Below are 23,260 nucleotides of genomic sequence, written 5' to 3'. Positions count from 1 at the left end.
CAAACAGGACGCGTAACAAGCCGATGCAACTGGCCGACCAGAAGCAGAGCGATCGAGACGAGCTGGAGCCGATACTCTACGCCGCTCTCATCAACTCTATGGTGCAGAATTTCTGGGCGATTTTCCTGGGCTCGGCCTCCGCGGCCGTGGCCGCGGTGATGACTGCGCTGAAGACCGGCGACGTCTGGCTGTGGCCGATCGCGTTTCTCCTGATCGCCATCGGCACCGCGCGCGCATTCCAGATGCGCGGATACGAAAACCGGACGCAGGGACTGTCATTCGAAGAGGCCAAGCATCTGGAGCCGCGTTACTGGATCGGCGCGCTCAGCTATGCGGCGGTGCTCGGCATATGGGCCTTCGTCGTCATCTACAACAACGAGGATCCGGTCGCCGACATGCTCTGTGTCGCCATCGGCATCGGCTACACCGCCGGCGGCGCCGCCCGCAATTACGGCCAGCCCCGGGTGATCCAGTGGCACGTCGCGCTCGCCTGCGGTCCGATGTCGCTCGCCCTGCTGCTGCATGGCGGATTCTACCACATCGGTCTTGCGATCCTGCTCGTGTTCTTCTTCATCGGCCTGAAGAACATCAACCTCAGCCTGCACGCGATCTTCGTCAAGGCGCTGACCTCTAGCTTCCGCGAATCCGCGCTGGCGAGCCAGTTCGATACCGCGCTCAACAACATGCCGCACGGGCTGTGCATGTTTCGCGCCGATGGGCGCCTTGCGGTGATGAACCATCGTTTCGGCGAGCTGATGAGCTTGCCCGAGGATCTGGTCAAGCGCGGCGCCACCGCCGTCGATATCGTGTCGGCCTGCGTCGCCGCAGGCTCCATCTCGGCGGAGAGCGGCAACCAGATCCTGGCCGAGATCGAGCACGCGCGAATCCGCGAGATCGCCACCGCGGATCCCAATCCCGCGCGGGGCCGCTCGCTCGCCTGGACGTTCCAGCCGATGACCGGCGGCGGCACCGTGCTGCTGCTGGAAGACATCACCGAACGCACCAACGCGGAAGCCCGGATCAGCCATCTCGCCCGCTATGACGAGCTCACGGCGCTGCCCAACCGGGTCTCCTTCCGCGACGAGATCGAGCGGCTGCTGGCGATTTCGCACCATGCCGAGCGGCTCTCCGCACTGCTGTTCGTCGACCTCGACCAGTTCAAGCAGGTCAATGACACGCTGGGTCATCCCTGCGGCGACCAGCTGCTGTGTGCGGTCGCCAACCGCCTGCGCGAGATGCTGCGGCCGGAGGATTTCGTCGCCCGCTTCGGCGGCGACGAGTTCGTCGTGTTCCAGCAGGACATCAGCTCGCCCGAGGATGCCGCAAGCCTCGCCCGCCGCATCGTCGAGCGGCTGAGCGAGCGCTACCGCATCGACAATCACCTGGTCGAGATCGGCGCTAGCGTCGGCATCGCGCTGACCTCGCCGGACGGCATCAGCGCCGATACGCTGCTTAAGAACGCCGACATGGCGCTGTACCGCGCCAAGGCCGACGGCCGCGGCACCTTCTGCTTCTTCCGCGACGAGATGGCGGCGACCGTCGAGGCCCGCCGCATCCTCGAGCTCGACCTGCGCAAGGCGCTCGCCAACGAGGAGTTCGAGCTGTTCTACCAGCCGCTGGTCAATCTCAAGTCCGGCAAGATCACCACATGCGAGGCGCTGCTGCGCTGGAATCATCCGGTGCGCGGCACGGTCTCGCCGGTCGACATCATCCCGGTCGCCGAGGACATGGGCCTGATCGTCGATCTCGGCCGCTGGATCCTGCGCCGCGCCTGCATGGAATGCATGAAGTGGCCCGAGGGCGTCAGCGTCGCCGTCAACTTCTCGCCGCAGCAATTCCACCAGCGCGACGTGCTGAGCGAGATTCGCTACGCGCTGGAGGTCTCGGGCCTGCCGGCGCATCGGCTGGAGATCGAGATCACCGAGTCCTCGCTGCTGCGCAACACCCAGCTCACCCACGACATCCTCTCGCAGCTGCATGCGCTCGGCGTGCGCATCTCGCTCGACGATTTCGGCACCGGCTATTCGAGCCTCAGCTACCTGCATAATTTCCCGATGCAGAAGGTGAAGATCGACCGCTCCTTCCTCGAAGGCATCGACACCGACCGGCCGCTGACGCTGTTGCGCGGCGTGGCGCGGCTGTCCGCCGACCTCGGCATGGCGGTCGTGGTGGAGGGCATCGAGACCAACGAGCAGCTCGAGCTGATCAGCGCCGACGGCACCGTCTCCGAGGCGCAGGGCTATCTGTTCAGCCGCCCGGTGCCCGCCGTGCGGATGCGCCAGCTCCTCAACGCCTCGCATGGACGGCGCGACGAAGCCCTGCTCCAGGTTGTCGGCTCGCGCTCCTTCGCTTAAGTCCGCGTCCGAGATTTTCCCGTCGTTTCAGTCTGTTGCCCGGCACCGTAGTGCTACGGGGGGATTAACCCTAACACTTCGATTGCTTTGCTTCGTTGTTAAGAAGCTGTTAATAAATCATCACGCGCGTGGAGGTTGTTCCCGCGCGCATGCGGTGAGCGGTGGTGGGTAAGGAGTTGGAATGCAGTCCTCAGCCAGAGCGATCATTTCGGCTGTAGGACGGGGCGCCGAGCTCCTGACTGACGTCGATTATCATCTCGCCGACACGGTCGCGGAGAAGGAGAAGATCTACAATCTCCGCTACCGCGCCTATCTGCGCGAAGGCGCCGTCAAGGAATCCGCGGACGCGCGCGTCACCGACCAGTATGACGAATTGCCGAACGCGTGGACCTTCGGCGTCTATCTGCACGGCGAGCTTTGCAGCTCCGTGCGCATCAGCGTGCTGACATCGGAGTGGCGGCAGTCGACCTCGGCCGATGTCTTTCCCGAGATCCTGCTGCCGCGACTCGATCGCGGCGAGGTCATGATCGACCCCACCCGGTTTGTCGCCGATCCCGACCAGGTGAAGCGGGTTCCGGAATTGCCCTACCTGACGACCCGGCTCGCCTACATGGCCTGCGAGCATTTCAATGCCGATCTTGGCCTTGCGATCGTGCGGCCCGAGCATCAGGCCTTCTACCGGCGGGTGTTTCTGCACGAGACCATTGCCGAGCCGAGGCTGGTTCCCGGTCTCACCAAGCCGTTCGGACTGATGGCGGCGGATTTCCCGACCTTCCGCAAGAAGGTGTTCGAGCGTTATCCGATCATGCGGTCCACCGCCTTCGAGCGGCGGATGCTGTTCGGGCGCAGCGCGCAGCGCCAGGCGCCGCAGCAGCCGCTGCGGGTGCCGCTCACGCCTGATTCCCGGCGGGCCGCCTGACGAAGGCGCTCCGGGATTTCCCGGGGCTCAGGCCCAAAATTCAAGCAAAGCCAGCGATTTTGCCGGTGAACGCGGCTTGCTTTCACCCTCGCGCCACATTTACAACCCATTAACCATGACGGGTGCTTTTCGCCGGTGGGGGGTATTTGACCGGCTCTGGCAACATCCCATCAAGGTTGACGGAACGTTCGCTTAACCAACCCCCTGTAGACCGGACAGCAGTGGACTAACGCGAGCGTGGAGGCTCCGGAATGAAACATCCTATGCGTATCCTCCAGGGATTGAAGCTGGCCGCGGTGCTTGCCGTCGCGCTGTCGATGGGCGCCTGCGCCAACAAGAACTCTGCTGCGGATGCGATGGCCAACGCGGCGACGCCGGGCAGCCAGCAGGACTTCGTCGTCAACGTGGGTGACCGCGTGTTCTTCGAAAGCGACCAGACCGATCTGACCCCGCAGGCGATCGTGACCCTGGAGAAGCAGGCGCAGTGGCTGCAGACCTATCCTCGCTACTCCTTCACCATCGAAGGTCATGCCGACGAGCGCGGCACCCGCGAATACAACATCGCGCTCGGTGCCCGCAGAGCCCAATCGGTGCGTTCGTTCCTCGCCTCGCGCGGCATCGATCCGAACCGCATGCGCACGATCTCCTACGGCAAGGAGCGGCCGGTGGCCGTCTGTAACGACATCTCCTGCTGGTCGCAGAACCGCCGCGCCGTCACCGTGCTGAACGCGAGCTCCTGACGCTTCAAGTCAGGCGCCGTTCATCTTCAGAATTTGATTATGCCGGCGCCCTCACGGGCGCCGGTTTCGTTTCAGCGATCTGTGACAGAAACCCCGTGGTGCCAGTCACATTTTTGGCGTACTCCCCTTCAATGTGTGGCGCGTCGAATGTTCCGTCGCAGGCCATTTCGCTTTCGTCGTCAGGGCAAGATGTCATCCAGATTTAAGGTCTTTACCGGCACCGTGGCGACCGCCGCGCTGCTCTCCTTGTGTTCGCCTGTCCTCGCGCAGTCGGACGATGACCCCGAGATGCGGATCGAGCGGCTGGAGAACCAGCTGCGCCAGCTCACCGGCCAGAACGAAGAATTGCAATACCGCAACCGCCAGCTCGAAGAGCGCCTGCGGGCGCTCGAAGGCGGTGCGCAAGCTGCGCCCGGACAGGCGACGGTGCAGCCCAGTGTCGCCGCCGTGCCACCCGCGCAGGCTGCGCCGGCCTATCGCCAGCAGCAGCCGCAACCCGCCCAGCCGAATTACGAGCAGCCGCAGATCGCGTCTCCCCCGCCGATCGTTCAGGAGCAGCCGGCGCCCGGTGCCCCCGGCACGCGCCGCCGTGGCGATGCCTTTGACCCCAGCCAGAATCCGAGCGCGCCCGGCGCGCCGCGCGCGCTCGGCGGCGGCCAGCAGCCGATGTCGGCGGGAGTCCCTGGCGGAGCGCCCGGAGGGCGCAACGCCGGCGAGCCGCTCGATCTCGCCAACACCAGCCCGCGCTATCAGCAGGGCGTGCCGCCGGCAGCCCAGCCCGGCTATCCGCCGGTCCAACAGGGTTCTCCTGCGCCAGCCGCCGGCACCGGCCTGACCACCCTGCCGCCGTCGGCGACGCCGCGCGACGAGTTCGATCTCGGCATCGGCTACATGCAGCGCAAGGACTATGCGCTCGCCGAGCAGACCATGAAGAACTTCGCGCAGAAATATCCGAGCGACCCGCTGCTCGGCGACGCGCAATACTGGCTCGGCGAGAGCTACTTCCAGCGCCAGCAATATCGCGACTCCGCGGAAGCCTTCCTCGCCGTCACCACCAAATACGAGAAGTCGGCCAAGGCGCCGGATGCGCTGCTGCGGCTCGGCCAGTCGCTGGCCGCGCTGAAGGAGAAGGAGGCCGCCTGCGCCGCCTTCGGCGAGGTCGGCCGCAAATACCCGCGCGCCTCCGCCGGCGTCAAAGCCGCCGTCGACCGCGAGCAGAAGCGGGTGAAGTGCTGACCGCGCAGCGTTGATCGCTGACAACGCGGATGGTGCTGCGCTAAACAGTCGGTCCATCCGCTGGCGATTGCTGGGCAGCGTCATGTCAGACGACGACAATTCTCCGATCTCCGCGCGCGAGGCGAAGCAGCTCTTCGCCGAGTTGAAAAGTGCGCCCGCACTGGTGCTCGCGGTGTCCGGCGGGCCCGACTCGATCGCGCTGATGTGGCTCGCCGCGCGCTGGCAGCGCAGCCTTGCGCGCGGCCCGCGTCTCACCGTCGTCACCGTCGATCATGGCCTGCGGGCCGAGGCGGCGCGCGAGGCGCGCGAGGTGAAGCGGCTCGCTACCGAGCTCGGCCTGCCACACCGGACCCTGCGCTGGCGCGGCGCCAAGCCGAAGACGGGACTGCCCGCGGCCGCGCGCGAAGCCCGCTACCGCCTGCTCGTGCAGGCCGCGCGCAGCGCCGGTGCGAGCCATGTGCTGACCGCCCACACCCGCGACGACCAGGCCGAGACGCTGTTGATGCGCCTCGTCCGCGGCAGCGGACTTGCCGGGCTGTCGGCGATGGCGCGCCTCACGGAGCGCGACGGCATCGTGCTGGCGCGTCCGCTGCTCGACGTCCCGAAGGCGCAGCTGATCGCGACCCTGAAGCGCGCGAAGATCGGCTTTGCCGATGATCCCACCAACCGCGACACCGCCTTCACCCGGCCGCGGCTGCGCGCGCTGTTGCCGCAGCTCGCGGCCGAGGGCGGCGACGCCCGCAGTCTGGCGCGGCTCGCAGCCAGGCTGGCGCGCGCCAATGCGGCGGTGGAGGTGCTGACGGACGGGGCCGAGCGCTTCCTTCGCTTGAGGGATCGCGACGATGCGCCGCATGGGCCGGATATGCGAAGCTTTGAGGCCGGCGCGTTCGCCACCCTACCGGAGGAGGTCCGGCTGCGGATGCTGCTTCGGGCCATCAACGCGCTCGGGCACGAGGGGCCGGCGGAACTCGGCAAGGTCGAAACCCTCCTGGCCGCGCTCGATCAGGCGATCGCTGCTGGTATGGCCGCAGGTCCCCGCGCAGCCGCAAATGGCCGGCCGGTCCTGAAGCAGACCCTTGCGGGAGCCTTGATCAGCCTTGCCGGCGGGCGTATCCAGATCGCGCCGGCGCCGGCCCGGCGGCGCAAGGGCGATAGGCGTCAGGTCACCTTAACCAGGCAGGAAAAACCCCGGGTCCATTATTTCAGCGGGAATCGCCCTAAGATGGGATAAATAGTCCCATCTCGTTCCCTTGGCAGCGACCGGGGCGGCACCTAAATTGTATGCGTCTAACCGAGAGGATTCCTTGGGGATTTCCTCGTACTGCCCAAGGATTCAGGCCGCGATCCGCGCGACCACGAAGGAAGATCGATGAACGCCAATCTGCGCAATTTCGCCCTCTGGGTCATCATTGTCTTGCTGCTGTTGGCGTTGTTCACGCTCTTCCAAAATCCGGGTCAGCGCGCCTCCTCGCAGGACATCGCCTTCTCCCAGCTCCTGAGCGAGGTTGACCGCGGCAATGTGCGCGACGTGGTGATCCAGGGGCCGGATATCCACGGCACCTTCACCAACGGCTCCAGCTTCCAGACCTATGCGCCGAACGACCCGACGCTGGTCAAGCGCCTCTATGACAGCAAGGTCCAGATCACCGCGAAGCCGCCGGGCGACAACGTGCCCTGGTTCGTCTCGCTGCTGGTCTCCTGGCTGCCCTTCATCGCGCTGATCGGCGTGTGGATCTTCCTGTCGCGGCAGATGCAGGGCGGCGCCGGCAAGGCGATGGGCTTCGGCAAGTCGCGTGCGAAGATGCTCACTGAAGCGCATGGCCGCGTCACCTTCGAGGACGTCGCCGGCGTGGACGAAGCCAAGCAGGACCTGCAGGAGATCGTCGAATTCCTGCGCGACCCCGGCAAGTTCCAGCGCCTCGGCGGCCGCATTCCGCGCGGCGTGCTGCTGGTTGGCCCTCCCGGCACCGGTAAGACCCTGATCGCGCGTGCGGTCGCGGGCGAAGCCAACGTGCCGTTCTTCACCATTTCGGGTTCTGACTTCGTCGAGATGTTCGTCGGCGTCGGCGCGAGCCGCGTCCGCGACATGTTCGAGCAGGCCAAGAAGAACGCCCCCTGCATCATCTTCATCGACGAAATCGACGCTGTCGGTCGTCATCGTGGCGCCGGTCTCGGCGGCGGCAATGACGAGCGCGAGCAGACGCTGAACCAGCTGCTGGTCGAGATGGACGGCTTCGAGGCGAACGAGGGCGTGATCCTGATCGCCGCCACCAACCGTCCTGATGTGCTCGATCCTGCGCTGCTGCGTCCCGGCCGCTTCGACCGTCAGGTCGTGGTGCCGAATCCGGACGTCGTCGGCCGCGAGCAGATCCTCAAGGTTCACGTTCGCAAGGTGCCGCTGGCGCCGGATATCAACCTCAAGACCATCGCGCGCGGCACCCCGGGCTTCTCCGGCGCCGACCTGATGAACCTCGTCAACGAAGCTGCGCTCACCGCCGCCCGCCGCAACAAGCGGATGGTGACCCAGGCCGAGTTCGAGGAGGCCAAGGACAAGGTGATGATGGGCGCCGAGCGCAAGTCGCTCGTCATGACCGAGGAAGAGAAGCTCTTGACGGCCTATCACGAGGGCGGCCACGCCATCGTCGGCCTCAACGTGCCCGCGACCGATCCGATCCACAAGGCGACGATCATCCCGCGCGGACGTGCGCTGGGCATGGTCATGCAGCTGCCCGAGCGCGACAAGCTGTCGATGTCGCTGGAGCAGATGACCTCGCGCCTCGCCATCATGATGGGCGGCCGCGTCGCCGAAGAGCTGATCTTCGGCCGCGAGAAGGTGACCTCGGGTGCCGCCTCCGACATCGAGCAGGCCACGCGCCTCGCTCGCATGATGGTGACGCGCTGGGGCCTCTCGGAAGAGCTCGGCACGGTCTCCTACGGCGAGAACCAGGACGAGGTGTTCCTCGGCATGTCGGTGTCGCGCACGCAGAACGCTTCTGAGGCGACCGTCCAGAAGATCGACTCCGAGATCCGGCGTCTGGTCGAGGAAGGCTACAAGGAAGCCACCCGCATCCTCACCGAGAAGCACGGTGATCTTGAGGCGCTGGCCAAGGGCCTGCTCGAGTTCGAGACGCTCTCCGGCGACGAGATCGTCGATCTGCTCAAGGGCAAGAAGCCGAACCGCGAGTCCGTGCTCGAGCCGACCACGCCGCGCGCCTCCGCCGTGCCCCCGGCCGGCAAGTCGCGCCCGCGGCCCGATCCGGATCCGGGCCTGGAGCCGCAACCGCAGGCATAACGCCTCTCGCGTCGTGGCCGGCTGTTCCGGCAAACCGTTAGTGCAAAAGCTCGGCATCAAGCCGGGCTTTTGTATTTTCGTGGACGGCCTTTCGTCGGCCTATCGCGATGTCGTCGGTGAATTGCCCGATGACGTGAAGATCGCAAAGACCGCCAAGGCGCCGCTCGACATGGTGCATGTCTTCGCGACCGAAGCCAAAGGCTTTGCGGTCAAGCTGCGCAGCTACCGCAAGGCGATCGCACCTGATGGGATGATCTGGGCGTCATGGCCGAAGAAGGCCTCGGGCGTCGCGACTGACGTGACGGAAACGCTGGTGCGCGAGGCCGCGCTCGCGAACGGCCTCGTCGACATCAAGGTCTGCGCCGTCGACGACGTCTGGTCCGGCCTCAAGCTCGTGATCCCCGTGAAGGACCGCCCGGCGAAGAAGTAGGCTGGGCAAAGGCGCCTTTGCGCCGTGCCCACCACCTATCGGCAAGCGAGACAGAAGTCGTGGGCACGCTTCGCTTTGCCCACCCTACGATATTTCACTTCGCCGCGGCTCCCGCCCTCTCGCCGCGCCGCTCGAGAAAGCGCAGCACATCGTCGTTGAACTGCTCCGGATCCTGCAGAAACGAGAAGTGACTGACCTCCGGCTGGATCAGCAGGCCGGCGCCCGGGATGTTCGCCGCCATGAACTCGGTGTTCTCGCGCTTGATCGCCTCGTCGTGATCGCCATCCACGATCCAGGTCGGGACCTTGATCGCCGCGAGATCCGACGCCGTCCATTTCGGCTGGCTCTCCCACATCTTGGTAATCTCCGCGACGAAGCTCTTGTACTCCGTCGGGGTCGGCGAGAGACGCTTGTACTCCTCGCCGGCTCTGGCGATGTAGGCGTTGAAGACGTCGCTTGACGCAATATCGGCAACGCCCGACGGATCCGAGTTGGCCGCGAAAGCGAACAGCTTGGTGACCCGCTCCGGGTGCTTCATCGCGATGTCGAGGCCGATGATCGCGCCGTCGCTCCAGCCGACGATCGCGGCCTTCCTGATCTTGAGATGGTCGAGCAGCCCGACCACGTCCGAGGCCATCAGATCGTAGCCATAGGGCTCCTGGTCGCGGCTGCTGCGCCCGTGCCCGCGGCTCTCCATGACGATGACCTGATAGCGCCGTTGCAGCGCACGGACCTGGTGACCCCAGTAGTTGGCGTTGGCGAGGCCGCCATGCAGCAAAAGCACCGGCTCCCCGCGGCCGAACACGGCGTACCAGACCTTGATGCCGTTGACGGGCGCGAAGCCGCTCTGCGCCGCCTTGGGCAAGGTCGGCGTCGGCGGCAGGCTCAGCCATTGCGGCGCCGCATGCGCAGCATTGATCGAGACCATGACGAGAAGGGCGGTGAGGAGTTTGCGAAACATCATGACACGTCTTCCTGTTCGTCCACCGGACATTAGCGCATGACAAAGTGGCGGCGTCACGTTCCAAGACAAAAACCAGGGCGCGGGCTTTCGTCCCTCCCTCGCGTTCCACAAACAAACGACGCTTTCCGTATTTGAACGACCAGATCGCGCCTGGTGGCGAGTCCGCCATCACGGCGAGCTTGTCCAGCACACCATGTCGGCCCACCTCCTGCCGCACCGGCCGCACGATGCACCGGCCAATGATGGAGATCGACTATGACTGGGCTTAAAATCCTCGCTGCCGTGGCTGTGTTGTCGGCCCTGACTGCAACCACCGCCTACGCGCAATCCGGTTTTGCGAGCAGTCATCCGGACACGTACGAAGCGGAGAACCCCAATCGCAATCTGAATGGCACGCTGACGCCGGCGGGCCGGCTGGGCCTCGAGTTGCCGGACGGCGCGGCTCCCGCGCAAGGCGCCGACAGCGCCATGGCTCGCGCGGACGGCGCCGCTTCCCGTTCTTGCTCCGAGCGTTACCGGTCCTTCGATCCGGCGACGGGCACCTATCTCGGTCTGGACGGCAACCGCCATCCCTGCAGGTAAGGCAAAGCGGCAAATCACCGGATCAATTGGACCTCCGGCCGGTTGGCCGGAGGACTCCATGCAAGATGCTGCCGGGATGAAGCTGGAGTCGCATCCTCACTTCGACGATTTCGCGGCCGCGCTGTCGTCCCGCACATGGATCACCGCGATGTCGTCGGCATAGATTCGTTTCCAGCCCGTGAGCTGATCGAGGATCTGGGGGCCGGGCGCATCGGCGACCAATAGCGTCGCGTCGATCTTGTACTCATCCAGCAGGCGCGGAAGCAGCTCGGGCTTCTTGCCCTCGGTCGCCTTGAAGAAGTCCATCACGAATTTCTCGCCATAGAGCTCGGCGCGGCCGTCGACGTAGACGGGGATATCGCGCGAGATCAGATAGCCGCCGAACTGATAGGCGTTGAAGATGCGCTGGACCTTGCGCTGCTCGAGCAGGTCGACGGCGGCAACCGGCGTCTGCGTCATCGTGAAGGTGAAGCGGTGGTGCCTCATGTAGAGCGAGGTCGAGGTCCAGCCTGCGGCCACGATCATCAGCGCGCCAAGCGCGGTGACATAGTGGGCCGGCCATGGTCGGTGCCGGTGGAGTCCGGCTGCGGGCGCGGGACCAACTCGCCGAGCGGCTTCGCCAGCACCAGCGGCACCAGGAAGGCAAAGGCCTCGATGCTCCTGACATGGGTCAGCGCGCTCCAGGTCAGGAACAGGATCAAAAAGATCCTCGGCGCCGAGAGCACCAGGCCGCGATAATAGCCGAAGGCGATCAGGCCGAGCAGCGCGCCTTCGAACGAGGTGAACGTGGCAAAGTTCGCCGGCATCCATTCGAAGATCAGCGACAGCAGCTCGCCGAGGCTGAGGATGTTGGTCGCGCCCAGCAGCGTCTTCCAGCCGTACGGCGTGCAGCAGCTCGCGATCACTGCGCCGATGCCAAACAGCACCCAGCGCATGAACAGTCGGAGCCGTTGTCCCTTCTCGGCATGCTCGACGGCCTCGAGCGAGATCGGACCGATCAGCGCCAGGCCGAGCACGAAGCCGCCATGCAGGTTCGCCCAGAGCGCCATCAGCGGCAGCCAATACCAGGACGGCGCACGCCTGCGGTCGGCGGCCGCCATCAGTAGGCCGACCCACGCCACCATGACCGGCAGCGCCAGAATATGCGGGCGCGCCAGGACGTGGTGCAACGACAGCAGCAGCGCCAGCATCGCAAACAGCACTGCCCGCGGTGCCTCGATCTGCGCGTCGAGCAGATAGACGAAGATTGCGGCCGTGAGTGCGGTCGCCATCGCAGTGAGGATGACGGGACCCGCCCAGTCCCATTGCGCATGGGAGAAGGCGAGCAGCACTTGCGACAGCCACGACGTCGAAATCCACGGCGCGCCAGTCCGCGTGAAGGAATAGAAATCCGTGGTGGGCACGGCGCCGTGATCGAGGATCCATTGCCCGACCTTGATCTGCCAGAACGAGTCGGAGTCCTGAAGCAGCGTGTCGCCGACATAGAGGAAGAACAGATAGGCGCCGGCACCGACGCACAGCGGCACCAGGGCTCGCGCGCGGCCCTGCATCGCGATGCTGTTGGCAAAGGAAAGGGACATTCCGCCTCGTCGTCCTGTTGTTCTTGTCGGTTCGGCGGCAGTGGACCACGGCGGTCATAACTTCGGGTAAATCGGGGCCGGGTCGGCGTCTCGTTCGGATGATTTAACGGGTTGTTTTAGATTTCGGTTTACCATCGACGAATACACGCAAACCGCCCAGTGTTTACGCAGTCGAATTAACTGCGGCGCAATTCTTTGCCTCTACGTTCGGTTCCATGGTCGGGCGGCGCTGGGAAGCCGAAGAGACCAGACCAGTTGTAGCCTCGTGTACTTTTTGGGAGCACTCTATGAAGAACCTCGTTGCGCGCTTTGTGAAGGATGAATCCGGCGCCACCGCCATTGAATACGGCCTGATCGCTGCCGGCATCGCGCTGGCGATCATCACCGTCGTCAACAACCTCGGCAGCACGCTGAACACCAAGTTCACCTCGATCTCGACCAGCCTCAAGTAAGGCCGGACAAATTGAGAGTTGAAAGAGCCTCGTCCGAGACGAGGCTCTTTTCTTTTGTGCGGGGAGCTTTGCAGCCAGGGACCGAGGGTTAACGGACGTGGTCGCGTTTTGGTCTTGCTGCGGGGTGTCTGGCCCTCATGGTGCGGGGCCAGCCACCACAAGAACGCGGCGAAGCGTCCGCGCAAGGCCGCGAGAGCTGGCGGCCTGGAGCGTGATCCGGACCCGCAGGGCCGCGTTTGCCTAAAATGTGCGGCGGTATTCCCGAGAGTTCATGCTCTAGCAACACGCCAAGACGCGATGACGATTCACTCCAATCTCGTCGCGCTTTGGTTCGTGGCTCACCGTGACGGGGAGGGGAGCGGTGTGTCGTCGCGGACGTGGACCACGGCGACGTCATCCGCATAGAGCCGCTTCCAGCCCGGCAGATGGTCCATGATCCTCGAGGCGGGCACCGTGGGGTTCAGCAGCGTCGCGTCGATCCGGTAGGTATCGAGCAGACGCAGGAGCGTCTCGACGTTCTTGCCCTCGACAGCGTCGAAGTAGTCGAGCACGAACTGCTCGCCATACAGCTCGGCGCGGCCATCGATGAAGGTCTTGATGTTGCGGGTGATCAGATAGCCGCCGATCGGAGCGGTGCTGAAGATCCGCTGCGCGTGCCGCCGTTCGAGCACGTCGACCGCGGCCGCGGGGGACTGATTGCCGATAAAGGCATACCGGTACGGCGTGGCATAGGACCGCGTGATGCTCCAGCCGGCCGCGACGATCGCGAGCGCAGCGATTGCGCTCACTGCAAAGGAGGACCGGGCGTCTGCCGCCCTCAGCGCGACCGCTCTCGTCACGCCCAATTGCTCGGCGAACGGCTTCGCCAGCACGAGCGGCGTCAACAGCGCAAAGGCCTCGATGTTTCTGACGTGATTGAGGGCCGCCCAGACCAGGCCGAGCAGCAGAAGAATACGGGTCCAGGACAGCACCAGCCCGCTGTAGTAGCCGATGGCGATCAATCCGAGCAGGCTGGCTCCAAACAGATCGAGCGAGCTGAAGTCGGCGGGCATCCATTCCCAGATCATCGAGAGCAGCTTGCCGAGGCTGAGGATCTTCGTCGATGCGAGTAGCGTGTTCCAGCCATAGGGCGTGCAGCAGGCTGCGGCCAGCGCAGCAAGCCCGAACACGGCCCAGCGCGCCGCCAGCGCAAATCGATCCTTGCGATCGGCGGATGCGAGCGCATCGAGGCCGATGGCCCCGATCAGCGCCAGCCCCATGACGAAGCCGCCGTGAAGATTGGCCCATAGCGCCATCAAGGGCAGCAACAGCCAGGAGGGCGCGGTGCGCCGGTCGGCGGCCGCCAGCAGCCCGCCGACAAAGGCCACCATGACCGGCAGGGCCAGCATGTGCGGGCGCGCGAGGAAATGCCCCATCGACATGAAGAGGAGCGGGGTGACGAGCAGAAAGGCGCGCGCCGGCTCCAGATAAGGCTCAAGCAGGTGAACGAAGATCGCCGCGGTCGCTCCGATTGCGAGCGATGTCAGGATAACCACGCCCGACCAGTTTGACGGCTCGTAAACCAGCGCGAACAGGACTTGCGACAGCCAGGAGCTGGAGATCCAGGGCTCACCGGCGCGCGTGAACGAATAGATGTCGGTGGTGGGCAGCGCACGATGTTCGAGAATCCACTGTCCGATCTTGATCTGCCACAGCGTATCGGAATCCCGCAGCATGATGTCGCCGACGCCGAGGAAGAACAGGTACACACCGGCGCCGATGCAGAGCGGCACGAGCCAGCGCGCAACGCTGCGGACGGGAACGCTGCTTGTAACGGAAACCGACATTGGACTCTCGGGGTTGAACGACCACGCACAACAGCAGGTCCGCACCTGAGCATGAGCGCTTTTAAGTTGGGGTAAACCGGGCCGGTTCGCCGCCGCCACGCGGTGCAAGGATGCGTTTACTACCTGCTCGCGTGCGCCTCGGAGTTGCGTGGCGCCCGTATCCTCATTTGTTCCTTGTCATTCGTCCTGAATAGTTGTTCAGTCCTTGCGGGGCGATTTGCAGCGATTGAGTGACGAAGCGTTCGGCCGCAGGGCGTGCGGCAGGCGTGTGGGACAGGAAGCGCGCCATGGTTTATCGGCGGACGCATCAAGTGGTTAAGCGCCTTGCGGCCCGGCGCAGTGCGATCTTGGCGGCGGCGCGCGAGGCTGCGGCGGAAGGCGGGATGGCGGCGGTGCAGATCGCGCCGGTCGCGGTCCGGGCCAATGTCGCGGCCGGCACGGTCTACCGCTACTTCCCCTCCAAGGCCGAGTTGATCTCCGAATTGATCGCCGAGGTCTCCCGCGACGAGCTCGCGGCGATCCGCCGGGCGGCCGATGCCGCGCCGGGTCCGTCCTCGGCGCTGGCTGCTGCCGTCACCACGGTGGCGGTCCATACCCTGTCGCAGCGCAGGCTGGCCTGGGGCATCCTGGCCGAGCCGGTCGATGTCGATGTCAGCGCCTCCCGGCTTGCCAGCCGGCGCGAGATCGCGGGCGAGATCGCAGGCCGGATCGATGCGGCCGTGCGCGCCGGTCACCTGCCGGCGCAGGACACCGCGCTGGCCGCCACCGCGCTGCTCGGTGCGCTGCATGAGGCCCTGGTCGGGCCGCTCGCGCCTGACAATCTCGAAGATCCCGTCAAGATGCGCGATGCGGTGCAGACCGTGACGCTGCTCGCGCTGCGCGCCGTCGGCGTCATGGACGCCCGCGCCCGCGGCCTGGTGGTGCAGCAGACGCTGCTCCCGACCACGAAAGCGCTGGTCGGGGCCTGAATCGAGGGCGCGACCAAGGCCGGGGGCCTGATCGCGCTCAGGCCGTTGTCCGGGCGCGCCTTTTCGAAAAACCCGAGCAGGCATGCCGGACAGGCCGGCTACTGTGCATGGGGTTGTTTTCGACGTTTTTGTTTGCCGGGGTCCCGCGGACCTAGCCCGATCTATTCACGAGAGCACGGTCGTTCTTGACGTCTGACGGGGGCTGGCGGCTGGCGTGGGTGACCGTCCGGCCTTTTCTCACCGGGTTCTACATCAAGCTGTTTTGTAGGCGATGGAGGAGTGGGGCGGGTGAGCGGGCGCAGGCCCGGTCGGTTACGGACCGAGCGGGAGCAGCGCGCCGGGCAAGCAGCGGATCAGGTCGGCTTCGGGACATGCCGCGGCAAACGCAAGGCGAATGCGGCTCGAGGTCTCGACCACACGGGCGGCGAGCTTCAAGAGCCGAAGACGCAGCGTCGCGAACTCGGCAGCGGCCAATTCCCGGACTTTGGGAATGGCGTCGCGCACGGTCAGCATCAGCCAATAAGCGGCCGTATGGAGCACGAGACGGACCTGGTTGGCGAGCGCCGAACGGCAGCTGGTGCGGTCGGAGGCGAGCTGCGTCTTATGCAGCTTGATCAGATTCTCTGCTTGGCCGCGCGCGCAATACAGGCTGTCGTAGATCCACTCGGCCGAGCCGACATCGAGGCTGGTGACGACGAAACGGATGTCGAGGCCGAGCATCGTCGCCTCAATACGGGCGACGGTGCGCCGTTCGCGATCCCAGGACTTTGCCTTGTGGCGCGTCTCGGTATAGCCACGCAGAACCGGCAGGTTCTCGATGGCGCGTCGGGTGCGGATGTCGTCGGCGACCTCGTCGACTTTTCTGGCGAGAGGCTTGGTGCCGGACAGACCGAAGATGTAGTCGATGCCGTTGGTCTCGCACCACGCCATTGCCTCCGGCCGGGCATAGTGCCCGTCGCCACGGAACGTAATTTGCGTGTTGTGCCATCGCGTGCGGATATGCCGTACCAGGCGGCGCAGATGGGCACGCACCTCGACGCCGCCCGGCGTCTTGCCGGCCGCAGCACGACGGCCACGGGCCGGCTCTTCTCCGTGTCGTAGACGTGGATCGGCAGAAAGCAGCGTTCATCATAATGAGCGTTGAACAGCGAGAGCTGCTGATGGCCGTGGACGACGTCGCAGGTATCATCGATGTCGAGCGTGACGGATGCCGGCTCGTGGGGGTAGCTATCCATCCATGCGTCGACCAAAATGTAGGTCAGCCGGATCACGTCGCGCAGGCGCGGAGCATTCTCCAGCCGCGACAGCGTCGGCTGGGAACACAAATATCGGCCCGTGTCCGGTAGGCGACCGCAGGCCAGCTTGAATGCCGGATCGGACCGCAGATGATCGAGGTCGTCGGCGTCCTCGTAGCCGCAGCAGATCGCGAACATGCGCGCGCGGAACATATCGACCAGGCTGTGCACGACCCGCGTCGGATCGCGCCGATCCGGGAACACCCGGGCCAGATTGTCGGCCAAGCCGAGACGCCGCTCGGCCATCGCCAGAAGCATCACGCCCCCGTTCGAGGTTAGGCGCCCACCATCGAAGGCAGCTGTGACTTTCTTGGCGTGAATGGCTGGAAACGAGAAGGGCGGAATCGTATCGTCGGTCATGGCGGGCGTGGCGTTCGCGGTTGGAGGTGATGGGGTTGGCTTCACAACCGAATCCTACGCCGTATCAGCGCTTTACACCACGCTCGCCAGCCTCTCGGGCGCCTCTTACGAATAAGACAGGCTAGATATCCGCGCCGCCCTCGGGGCCGACGGAGGCGATGCGCACCATGTTGGTGGTGCCGGGGATGCCGAGCGGCACGCCGGCGACGATGATCACGCGCTGGCCGGCGCGGACGAAGCCGTCCCGGAACGCGATCTGGCCGGCGCGGCTCACCATGTCGTCCTGGTCGCGCGCGTCTTCCGCCACCACGCAATGCACGCCCCAGACCACCGCCAGCCGGCGTCCGGCCGCGATGTTCGGCGTGATCGCCACGATCGGCGGCTTCGGCCGCTCGCGCGCGACGCGCACCGCGGTCGAGCCCGAGCTGGTCCAGCAGATCAGGGCCGGCAGGTCGAGCGTCTCGGCGATCTGGCGGGCGGCGTCCGCGATGGCGTCGCCGGCGGTGGATTCCGGCGCGGGGCGCTGCGCGGTCAGCACGGACCGATAAATCGGGTCGCGCTCGACCTCTTCGCCGATGCGGTTCATGGTCGAGACCGCCTCGACCGGGAATTTGCCGGCCGCCGATTCCGCCGACAGCATGATGGCGTCGGCGCCTTCGTAGACGGCGGTGGCGACGTCGGAGACCTCGGCGCGGGTCGGCACCGGCGACTGGATCATCGATTCCAGCATCTGGGTCGCGATCACCACCGGCTTGCCGGCGCGGCGCGCCATGCGCGTCATCTGCTTCTGGAGGCTCGGCACGCGCTCCAGCGGCAGCTCGACACCGAGATCGCCGCGCGCCACCATCAGCGCGTCGGAGGCCTCGATGATGTCGGCGAGGCGGTCGATCGCCTGCGGCTTCTCGATCTTGGCCATGACCGCGGCGCGGCCGCGGATCATCTTCTTGGCCTCGATCACGTCGTCGGCGCGCTGCACGAAGGACAGCGCGATCCAGTCGACGCCGGTGACCAGCGCCGCCTCGAGGTCGGCGCGGTCCTTCGGTGTCATCGCCGAGACCGGCAGGTCGGTGTCGGGCAGGCTGACGCCCTTGCGGTCGGACATCCGTCCGCCGACCACGACGCGCGTCACCGCGTGCTCTTTCGAGGTCTCCTCCGCGATCAGCCGGACCTTGCCGTCATCCAGCAGCAGCGCATGGCCGGGCCGCAGCGCGGCGAGGATCTCCGGATGCGGGAGATTGACGCGCGTGGCATCGCCCGGCGCCTTGTCGGAATCGAGCGTGAAGGTCTGGCCGTTCTGGAGCTGGACCGAGCCTTCGGCGAAGGCGCCGAGCCTGAGCTTCGGTCCCTGAAGGTCGACCAGGATGCCGATCGGCCGGCCGTAGCTGCTCTCGACATTGCGGATCGTCGCCACCAGCTCCCGCATCTTGTCATGCGGGGTGTGGCTCATGTTGATGCGGAACAGGTCGGCGCCGGCCTCGAACAGGCGGCGGATCATCGCGAGGTCCGAAGAGGCAGGTCCAAGGGTCGCGAGAATCTTGATACGGCGAAGACGCCTCATGGCTTATTCCCAGGCGGAGGGGGAGCTGCGGCCGGTGGCAGGCCGGGCGAGCCCGGGGGCGTAGCACCGGGCGGGCCATTGGGCAAACCCGGAACGCCGCCACCCGGGCCAACCGGGCCGGGCATGCCAGGCACGCGCGGCTGTGCCGGCTGCTCGTTGGCATCGGTGAGCTGCACCGTCCAGGCGCGCTGCTCGCCGGTATCGACCTCGAAATAGCCGGTGCGGTCATAGCCGCGCGCCAGGCAATCCTCGGTGCCGCGGATGGTGAATTCCTTGTCGCGCGAGCACATGAAGGCCTGGCCCGACCATTCGCCGCCGCGGTCATAGTCGATCGCGTAGATGTAATAGTAGCGGGCGACCAGCGTTCCCCGCAGCAGGGTCTCGCAGGAGCGGGAGGAGATGTTCCACCAACCCTCTGTGGTCCAGCCCTCGGCGTCCTTGTAGCCGAGCGCAATGCCGACCCGGCTCGAGGTGTTGTTGCAGAGCCGGAAATCGGCGGCGGCCGGGCTGGCCCAGAGGCACAGCAGGCCAACCACCAGCACCGGGACCAACCGGGCGAGCAGGCGAAACGGGGAACGGGGAGATTCGGCGATCATTGTCGCGGAACGTATACCAGATGATTGACGATTTGGCGTAGGGCCGGGGAACTGCCGCGAGAGGCGGCCCGGGGCCCGTTTGCGCCGCGATATGGCAAAATCTGTGACAGGACCCCACCTGATCCCGTAAGGGTGACGACATCAGGGGTAGCCAAGGGATTCAGTGATGGCAATCGACGACAAAACCAGAACGGAACTCGAAGCGGCCGCTTTCCGGCGCCTGGTCGACCATTTGCGGGAACGGACGGACGTCCAGAATATCGACCTGATGAATCTGGCGGGCTTCTGCCGCAACTGCCTGTCCAACTGGCTCAAGGACGCAGCCGACGCCCAGGGCGTCGCCTTGAGCAAGGACGAGAGCCGGGAGGCCGTCTACGGCATGCCCTATGAGACCTGGAAGGCGAAGCACCAGGGCACGGCCACGCCCGAGCAGATCGAGGCGATGAAGAAGGTCCACCCTCACGGGCACTAGTCTTTCTCCGTCATTCCGGGGCGATGCGCAGCATCGAACCCGGAATCTTGAGATTCCGGGTTCGCCCTTCGGGCGCCCCGGAATGACGACAATCTCCGGTATCTTCTCATCTCCTGTGGGCGCGCTGTGGACGAGCGCGATGCTTGCTTGAACGCGGGGGGCACGAACCCTAAGGGTTCAGGCAGCACGCGCGGTGAGGGATGCCGGCGTCACCTCGTTTTGCCAGTTTCATTGGGAGTACCAAGATGGCCACCTCCGCCGCCGTTCGCGACGACGAGCCCGCGACGAAATTTGCCAAGGACCAGCTCAAATCCATCATCGAGCGCATCGAGCGGCTGGAGGAAGAGAAGAAGGCGATCTCCGACGACATTCGTGACGTCTATGCCGAGAGCAAGGGCAACGGCTACGACGTCAAGGCGCTGCGCACCATCGTGCGGATGCGCAAGCAGGATCCCAACGAGCGCGCCGAGGCCGAGACCATTCTCGAGACCTACATGCAGGCGCTGGGAATGATCTGAGGTCTGTACTGTCGTCCTGGCGAGAGCCAGGACCCATAGCCACAGGCCGTGGTTATTGCGAAGGCCGGCAGTTGCATTATCGTCGTGCGGGATTGGTACCGCGCTTCATCGATAGATTCCGCGGTATGGGTCCTGGCTTTCGCCAGGACGACACCAGTGTCGTGGGTCCATCGAGGGAAACGCCGTGACTGCGCCGCCGCTACCGCGCGAGGTGAGCCGTGCCTTCGACGCTCTTCCGGCGCCGATCGGCAAGCGGCTGCTTCAGGTGCGTGCGCTGATCTTTGCGACCGCTGCGGCGCATGACGACGTCGGCCCGCTCACCGAAACGCTGAAATGGGGCGAACCCGCTTATCTGACCGATGAGACCGGCAGCGGCTCTACGATCCGGCTCGGGCGCGTGAAGGACTCCGATCGCGCCGCCATTCTCGTCAACTGCAGGACGACGCTGGTCGATACGTTCCGCGAGCGCTTTCCCGATCAGTTCGACTATCGGCAGACGAGGGCGTTGCTGTTGCCGGTATCCGGCGCGCTTCCGAAGCAGCAGCTCACCGTCTGTCTCTCGCTGGCGCTGACGTATCATCTGGATCGGCGGGTCAGGAAAGCGAGATAGAAGCTGCGGGTTTCGACACTATAGTCTTGGAAATGGCGAGCACGCCGTTGCGCCGGTCCGGCGCGCAGCCTCTATCGGCAGGATTGTCGGTCTCGTCTCAATTGCCGCGTCCGCGTTTGGAGTCTCGTCCCGCCTGCGCCCGCTTGTTGGCCTGCGAGACCCTTCCGATTTTTCCGGCGGAAGTTTCTTGATCCGGCGACGGCTTGGGATGGGCCGCATGCCGTCATGCGAAGTTGGGGTCGTCTGCGGTCGGGAAAACTGACGTGTCCGACGAAGTGCCAGCGCCCGTCGCGCCGCTTCCCCGAGCTCTCGTCGTGCCTCAAACTTTCGGATGCGCCTCAGCTCGTTCTTGACGCGCTTGATGGCGGCAGCGAAGACCGATTGGCGCCGGTTTGCGTGCTCTGCCGTTCCGGAGAAACTCTTGCCGCGCGGGTCGGTCGTCCCCTTTGTTTCGCGGCGTCGATGCCGCGACAATGTACGCTCCCTGTCGCGCAGATCCCGTAGCCGGTCGCGAAGGCCCTCAAGTCCATCGCGCCCCATCTCTCCAACCACGGGATGGTGCGTATTCAATATGACTTCGCGCTCGTCCTGGTTCAGAAGGCTGAGCTCAGACTTGCATGGAACTGACATCGCACGCTCCCTTCCGGGTTTTTCGCGCACTGCCATAATGCGCGTTTGGAATGCGCAGCGATACCGGGTGATTACCCGTTAAAAGTGGGGGAATCCTCCTTAGTGCATATGCGCACCAGGCTTGGGCAGAATCCGTTCATCTGTCGTCACGGACAAGTAAACCCAGTGCGCGCGTACCATCCGGGCCACGACATTGTGTTCGTGGAAATACCGCCTCAGCGCAACGCGGCGGTGCGAACGACGAAGGAGGTCGTATCGAGCTTCGCGGTGGCGCTGCCCGAGAAGCTGTCGCAGGACAGGCCCTGCATCGGATCGTCGGTGAAGCCCATGGCGATCACGGCCTGCGGCTTGACGAAATAGCCGCGCAGCGCGGTCATATCGAGCTCGCCCATCAGCGTCACCGACATCGCGCGGCTGGCGCTCGGCGACAGCATCACGATCTTGAGCCAGATGCTCTCGCCCTTGGCCGCGGAGAGCCGGGTCGCGGTTGCGACCATGCCGTCGACGCTCTTGCCGACCACCGTGTTGATCTCGGTTGCCTGGGCGCCGCTGCGGGACGCGGCGGCGGGACGGGCCGAGCGCGGGATCGGCGCGGAAGCGGCAACGACGTTGGCGCGATCGACCGGGGAGGCGGCCGGTGCGTAAGCCAGCGCCTGGCGGGCCTTCAGCGCGGCGATCTGCGCCGGTGTCGCCTGCTGCGGCGTCGCCGGAGTGTCCCAGAAGCCGCGGGCATTGATGATGTCGGCCGGGGTTTCAGGCTTGCCGGCCGCCGGCTTGTCAGCCACGGGCGCCGGCTTCGGCTTGGGCGGCGCAACGATCTGCGCATCGGCCGAGGCGAGCTGCAGCGTGGCGGCGACCTGCGGCTTGGCGCGCGGCGTCGGCACCGGATCGGCCGGCTTGGCCGCAGCGGCGACCACGGTGGGCGCCACGGGCTTGGCGGCCGGGGCTGGTGCGCCCTCGTCATCCTCGTCGCTGCTGCTGGCTGCCGGCGCCGACTTGCTCTTGAACAGGGCGGCAAAGAAGTTCGGCTTGCTGGCACCGTCGTCACCGTTGCCGCGGCGCTCGATCTCGGCCTTGGCGAGCTCATAGCCCTTCAGCGGCGTGCCGTCGGTCGGCAGATGCACCGTTTTTCCGTCCGGGAAGACGCGGGCGAGCTGGTCATGCGTCATGCGCGGCCAGTGCCGGATGCTGCCGGTGTCCAGATGCACGAAGGGCGAGCCGGAGGTCGGGTAGAAGCCGACACCGCCGCGCTGGAGGCGCAGGCCGGCGAAACGGATCTGCTCCAGCGGCACGCCCGGAATGTAGAAGTCCATCGCATGCCCCAGCATGTGCTGGCTGAAGCGCGCCACACCGGAGGAACGGCGGCGGAGCATCGCGTTGGTGGCGGGGGAGCGGTAGGAGGAGATGATCTGGATCGGCTGCTTGCCGTCGACGTCGCGATAGACTTCCCAGAGGATGTCGAACAGGTGACGGTCCATGACCGTCTCGTCCTGGGTGCGCCAGTCGCGGAGGAAGTGGTTGAGCTGCTTCAGCGACGCGTCGTCGTAGCGGCCGTCGCGCTTGAAGGTGACGGTGAGGTCTTCGCCGGAATGGGTGTGGTGGAAGGAGAGCGTCTTGGTCTCGTTCAGCGCGGCGGCGTTATGGACCGAGCCGGCGGCAGCCAGCAGCAATACGGAGGCGAGGCCGATCCGGGATCCGGCCTTCACTCCCGCATGGGACAACGACAGCACAGCGAATTGGCGTGCAAGACCAGTCAGCACGTATGAGCCCACCCAGTCGACGAGCGTTCAAATGGACTCTCCCGCCAACCCCGTTAGCGCGAGAAAGAGGATGAACGCTTTATTAAAGCGAGAAGGTTAATTCGAGGTTGACCTTCCC

The 23,260-nt window shown here is 65.5% G+C and carries 18 protein-coding genes and 2 pseudogenes; 13 read left to right on the top strand and 7 right to left on the bottom strand.

Annotation, left to right across the window (positions count from 1 at the left end; translation table 11 throughout):
* Positions 1-23: 23 nt before the first annotated feature.
* From ACFLEY_RS41165 to ACFLEY_RS41135, 7 genes are all read left to right on the top strand, one after another.
* Complete coding sequence (locus ACFLEY_RS41165) at positions 24-2,354, top strand: bifunctional diguanylate cyclase/phosphodiesterase (protein WP_028173007.1); 2,331 nt, start codon at positions 24-26, stop codon at positions 2,352-2,354.
* Between the two features lie 181 nt (positions 2,355-2,535).
* On the top strand, positions 2,536-3,273 hold the full coding sequence (locus tag ACFLEY_RS41160) for an N-acyl amino acid synthase FeeM domain-containing protein (protein ID WP_060910249.1): 738 nt from the start codon (positions 2,536-2,538) through the stop codon (positions 3,271-3,273).
* Between the two features lie 251 nt (positions 3,274-3,524).
* A complete protein-coding gene (gene pal, locus ACFLEY_RS41155) occupies positions 3,525-4,013 on the top strand; it encodes a peptidoglycan-associated lipoprotein Pal (protein WP_028173008.1) in 489 nt (162 codons plus the stop codon).
* Positions 4,014-4,202: 189 nt separating this feature from the next.
* Entirely contained in the window at positions 4,203-5,249 is a 1,047-nt protein-coding gene (gene ybgF / locus ACFLEY_RS41150; RefSeq protein WP_060910250.1) for a tol-pal system protein YbgF, read from the top strand.
* Positions 5,250-5,331: 82 nt separating this feature from the next.
* On the top strand, positions 5,332-6,480 hold the full coding sequence (gene tilS / locus ACFLEY_RS41145; protein WP_249162949.1) for a tRNA lysidine(34) synthetase TilS: 1,149 nt from the start codon (positions 5,332-5,334) through the stop codon (positions 6,478-6,480).
* A gap of 138 nt (positions 6,481-6,618) precedes the next feature.
* Positions 6,619-8,541: an ATP-dependent zinc metalloprotease FtsH gene (gene ftsH / locus ACFLEY_RS41140; protein ID WP_011089881.1), complete on the top strand. Its 1,923-nt coding sequence runs from the start codon at positions 6,619-6,621 to the stop codon at positions 8,539-8,541.
* 40 nt (positions 8,542-8,581) lie between these two features.
* Positions 8,582-8,971, top strand: coding sequence for a DUF3052 family protein (locus ACFLEY_RS41135; RefSeq protein ID WP_060910252.1), 390 nt, complete (start codon positions 8,582-8,584; stop codon positions 8,969-8,971).
* Between the two features lie 94 nt (positions 8,972-9,065).
* On the opposite strand, the gene ACFLEY_RS41130 is transcribed toward ACFLEY_RS41135, so the two are convergent.
* Entirely contained in the window at positions 9,066-9,935 is an 870-nt protein-coding gene (locus tag ACFLEY_RS41130) for an alpha/beta fold hydrolase (protein WP_211433645.1), read from the bottom strand.
* A 255-nt stretch (positions 9,936-10,190) separates the two neighbouring features.
* Here ACFLEY_RS41130 and ACFLEY_RS41125 point away from each other — a divergent pair, with 255 nt between their 5' ends.
* Positions 10,191-10,517: a BA14K family protein gene (locus ACFLEY_RS41125; protein WP_028173012.1), complete on the top strand. Its 327-nt coding sequence runs from the start codon at positions 10,191-10,193 to the stop codon at positions 10,515-10,517.
* Positions 10,518-10,613: 96 nt separating this feature from the next.
* Here ACFLEY_RS41125 and ACFLEY_RS41120 read toward each other — a convergent pair.
* Positions 10,614-12,097: pseudogene (locus ACFLEY_RS41120) on the bottom strand (hypothetical protein).
* 287 nt (positions 12,098-12,384) lie between these two features.
* Between ACFLEY_RS41120 and ACFLEY_RS41115 the strand changes: the two are divergent.
* Entirely contained in the window at positions 12,385-12,549 is a 165-nt protein-coding gene (locus ACFLEY_RS41115) for a Flp family type IVb pilin (RefSeq protein ID WP_028173014.1), read from the top strand.
* 338 nt (positions 12,550-12,887) lie between these two features.
* On the opposite strand, the gene ACFLEY_RS41110 is transcribed toward ACFLEY_RS41115, so the two are convergent.
* A complete protein-coding gene (locus tag ACFLEY_RS41110) occupies positions 12,888-14,375 on the bottom strand; it encodes a hypothetical protein (protein ID WP_060910254.1) in 1,488 nt (495 codons plus the stop codon).
* A gap of 287 nt (positions 14,376-14,662) precedes the next feature.
* Here ACFLEY_RS41110 and ACFLEY_RS41105 point away from each other — a divergent pair, with 287 nt between their 5' ends.
* Positions 14,663-15,343 (top strand): TetR/AcrR family transcriptional regulator, encoded by a 681-nt coding sequence (locus ACFLEY_RS41105; RefSeq protein WP_008136878.1) that lies wholly within the window; start codon positions 14,663-14,665, stop codon positions 15,341-15,343.
* Between the two features lie 312 nt (positions 15,344-15,655).
* Here ACFLEY_RS41105 and ACFLEY_RS41100 read toward each other — a convergent pair.
* From ACFLEY_RS41100 to ACFLEY_RS41090, 3 genes and pseudogenes are all read right to left on the bottom strand, one after another.
* A pseudogene (locus tag ACFLEY_RS41100) lies at positions 15,656-16,998 on the bottom strand (IS1380-like element ISBdi2 family transposase).
* A gap of 121 nt (positions 16,999-17,119) precedes the next feature.
* On the bottom strand, positions 17,120-18,556 hold the full coding sequence (gene pyk / locus ACFLEY_RS41095; protein WP_011089873.1) for a pyruvate kinase: 1,437 nt from the start codon (positions 18,554-18,556) through the stop codon (positions 17,120-17,122).
* Positions 18,553-19,152: a DUF1036 domain-containing protein gene (locus ACFLEY_RS41090; protein ID WP_060910255.1), complete on the bottom strand. Its 600-nt coding sequence runs from the start codon at positions 19,150-19,152 to the stop codon at positions 18,553-18,555. The genes pyk and ACFLEY_RS41090 overlap by 4 nt, the downstream gene beginning before the upstream one ends.
* A 166-nt stretch (positions 19,153-19,318) precedes the next feature.
* Between ACFLEY_RS41090 and ACFLEY_RS41085 the strand changes: the two genes are divergently transcribed.
* From ACFLEY_RS41085 to ACFLEY_RS41075, 3 genes are all read left to right on the top strand, one after another.
* Positions 19,319-19,624 carry a DUF1244 domain-containing protein gene (locus ACFLEY_RS41085; RefSeq protein WP_028173016.1) on the top strand — a complete coding sequence of 102 codons (306 nt, stop codon included), beginning with the start codon at positions 19,319-19,321 and terminating at the stop codon, positions 19,622-19,624.
* Positions 19,625-19,869: 245 nt separating this feature from the next.
* Entirely contained in the window at positions 19,870-20,142 is a 273-nt protein-coding gene (locus tag ACFLEY_RS41080; RefSeq protein ID WP_008136868.1) for a DUF2312 domain-containing protein, read from the top strand.
* Between the two features lie 184 nt (positions 20,143-20,326).
* On the top strand, positions 20,327-20,752 hold the full coding sequence (locus ACFLEY_RS41075; RefSeq protein WP_060910256.1) for a hypothetical protein: 426 nt from the start codon (positions 20,327-20,329) through the stop codon (positions 20,750-20,752).
* Between the two features lie 845 nt (positions 20,753-21,597).
* On the opposite strand, the gene ACFLEY_RS41070 is transcribed toward ACFLEY_RS41075, so the two are convergent.
* Positions 21,598-23,154 (bottom strand): DUF882 domain-containing protein, encoded by a 1,557-nt coding sequence (locus tag ACFLEY_RS41070; protein WP_060910257.1) that lies wholly within the window; start codon positions 23,152-23,154, stop codon positions 21,598-21,600.
* Positions 23,155-23,260 lie beyond the last annotated feature (106 nt).

This window comes from Bradyrhizobium sp. YCK136, from assembly GCF_044570075.1.
In the GTDB taxonomy this organism is placed as follows: Bacteria; Pseudomonadota; Alphaproteobacteria; order Rhizobiales; family Xanthobacteraceae; genus Bradyrhizobium; species Bradyrhizobium diazoefficiens.
The sequence above is the reverse complement of the archived record's forward strand: the minus strand, read 5'-3'. Positions and strand labels throughout refer to the sequence as shown.

Bases quoted from the DNA above. Each gene is read 5' to 3' on its own strand.
- tilS (WP_249162949.1), top strand. From the start codon at position 5,332: ATGTCAGACGACGACAATTCTCCGATCTCCGCGCGCGAGGCGAAGCAG.
- ACFLEY_RS41110 (WP_060910254.1), bottom strand. From the start codon at position 14,375: ATGTCGGTTTCCGTTACAAGCAGCGTTCCCGTCCGCAGCGTTGCGCGC.
- ACFLEY_RS41080 (WP_008136868.1), top strand. From the start codon at position 19,870: ATGGCCACCTCCGCCGCCGTTCGCGACGACGAGCCCGCGACGAAATTT.
- ybgF (WP_060910250.1), top strand. From the start codon at position 4,203: ATGTCATCCAGATTTAAGGTCTTTACCGGCACCGTGGCGACCGCCGCG.
- ACFLEY_RS41115 (WP_028173014.1), top strand. From the start codon at position 12,385: ATGAAGAACCTCGTTGCGCGCTTTGTGAAGGATGAATCCGGCGCCACC.
- ACFLEY_RS41130 (WP_211433645.1), bottom strand. From the start codon at position 9,935: ATGATGTTTCGCAAACTCCTCACCGCCCTTCTCGTCATGGTCTCGATC.
- ACFLEY_RS41160 (WP_060910249.1), top strand. From the start codon at position 2,536: ATGCAGTCCTCAGCCAGAGCGATCATTTCGGCTGTAGGACGGGGCGCC.
- ACFLEY_RS41085 (WP_028173016.1), top strand. From the start codon at position 19,319: ATGGCAATCGACGACAAAACCAGAACGGAACTCGAAGCGGCCGCTTTC.
- ACFLEY_RS41165 (WP_028173007.1), top strand. From the start codon at position 24: ATGCAACTGGCCGACCAGAAGCAGAGCGATCGAGACGAGCTGGAGCCG.
- ftsH (WP_011089881.1), top strand. From the start codon at position 6,619: ATGAACGCCAATCTGCGCAATTTCGCCCTCTGGGTCATCATTGTCTTG.
- pal (WP_028173008.1), top strand. From the start codon at position 3,525: ATGAAACATCCTATGCGTATCCTCCAGGGATTGAAGCTGGCCGCGGTG.
- pyk (WP_011089873.1), bottom strand. From the start codon at position 18,556: ATGAGGCGTCTTCGCCGTATCAAGATTCTCGCGACCCTTGGACCTGCC.
- ACFLEY_RS41090 (WP_060910255.1), bottom strand. From the start codon at position 19,152: ATGATCGCCGAATCTCCCCGTTCCCCGTTTCGCCTGCTCGCCCGGTTG.
- ACFLEY_RS41105 (WP_008136878.1), top strand. From the start codon at position 14,663: ATGGTTTATCGGCGGACGCATCAAGTGGTTAAGCGCCTTGCGGCCCGG.
- ACFLEY_RS41125 (WP_028173012.1), top strand. From the start codon at position 10,191: ATGACTGGGCTTAAAATCCTCGCTGCCGTGGCTGTGTTGTCGGCCCTG.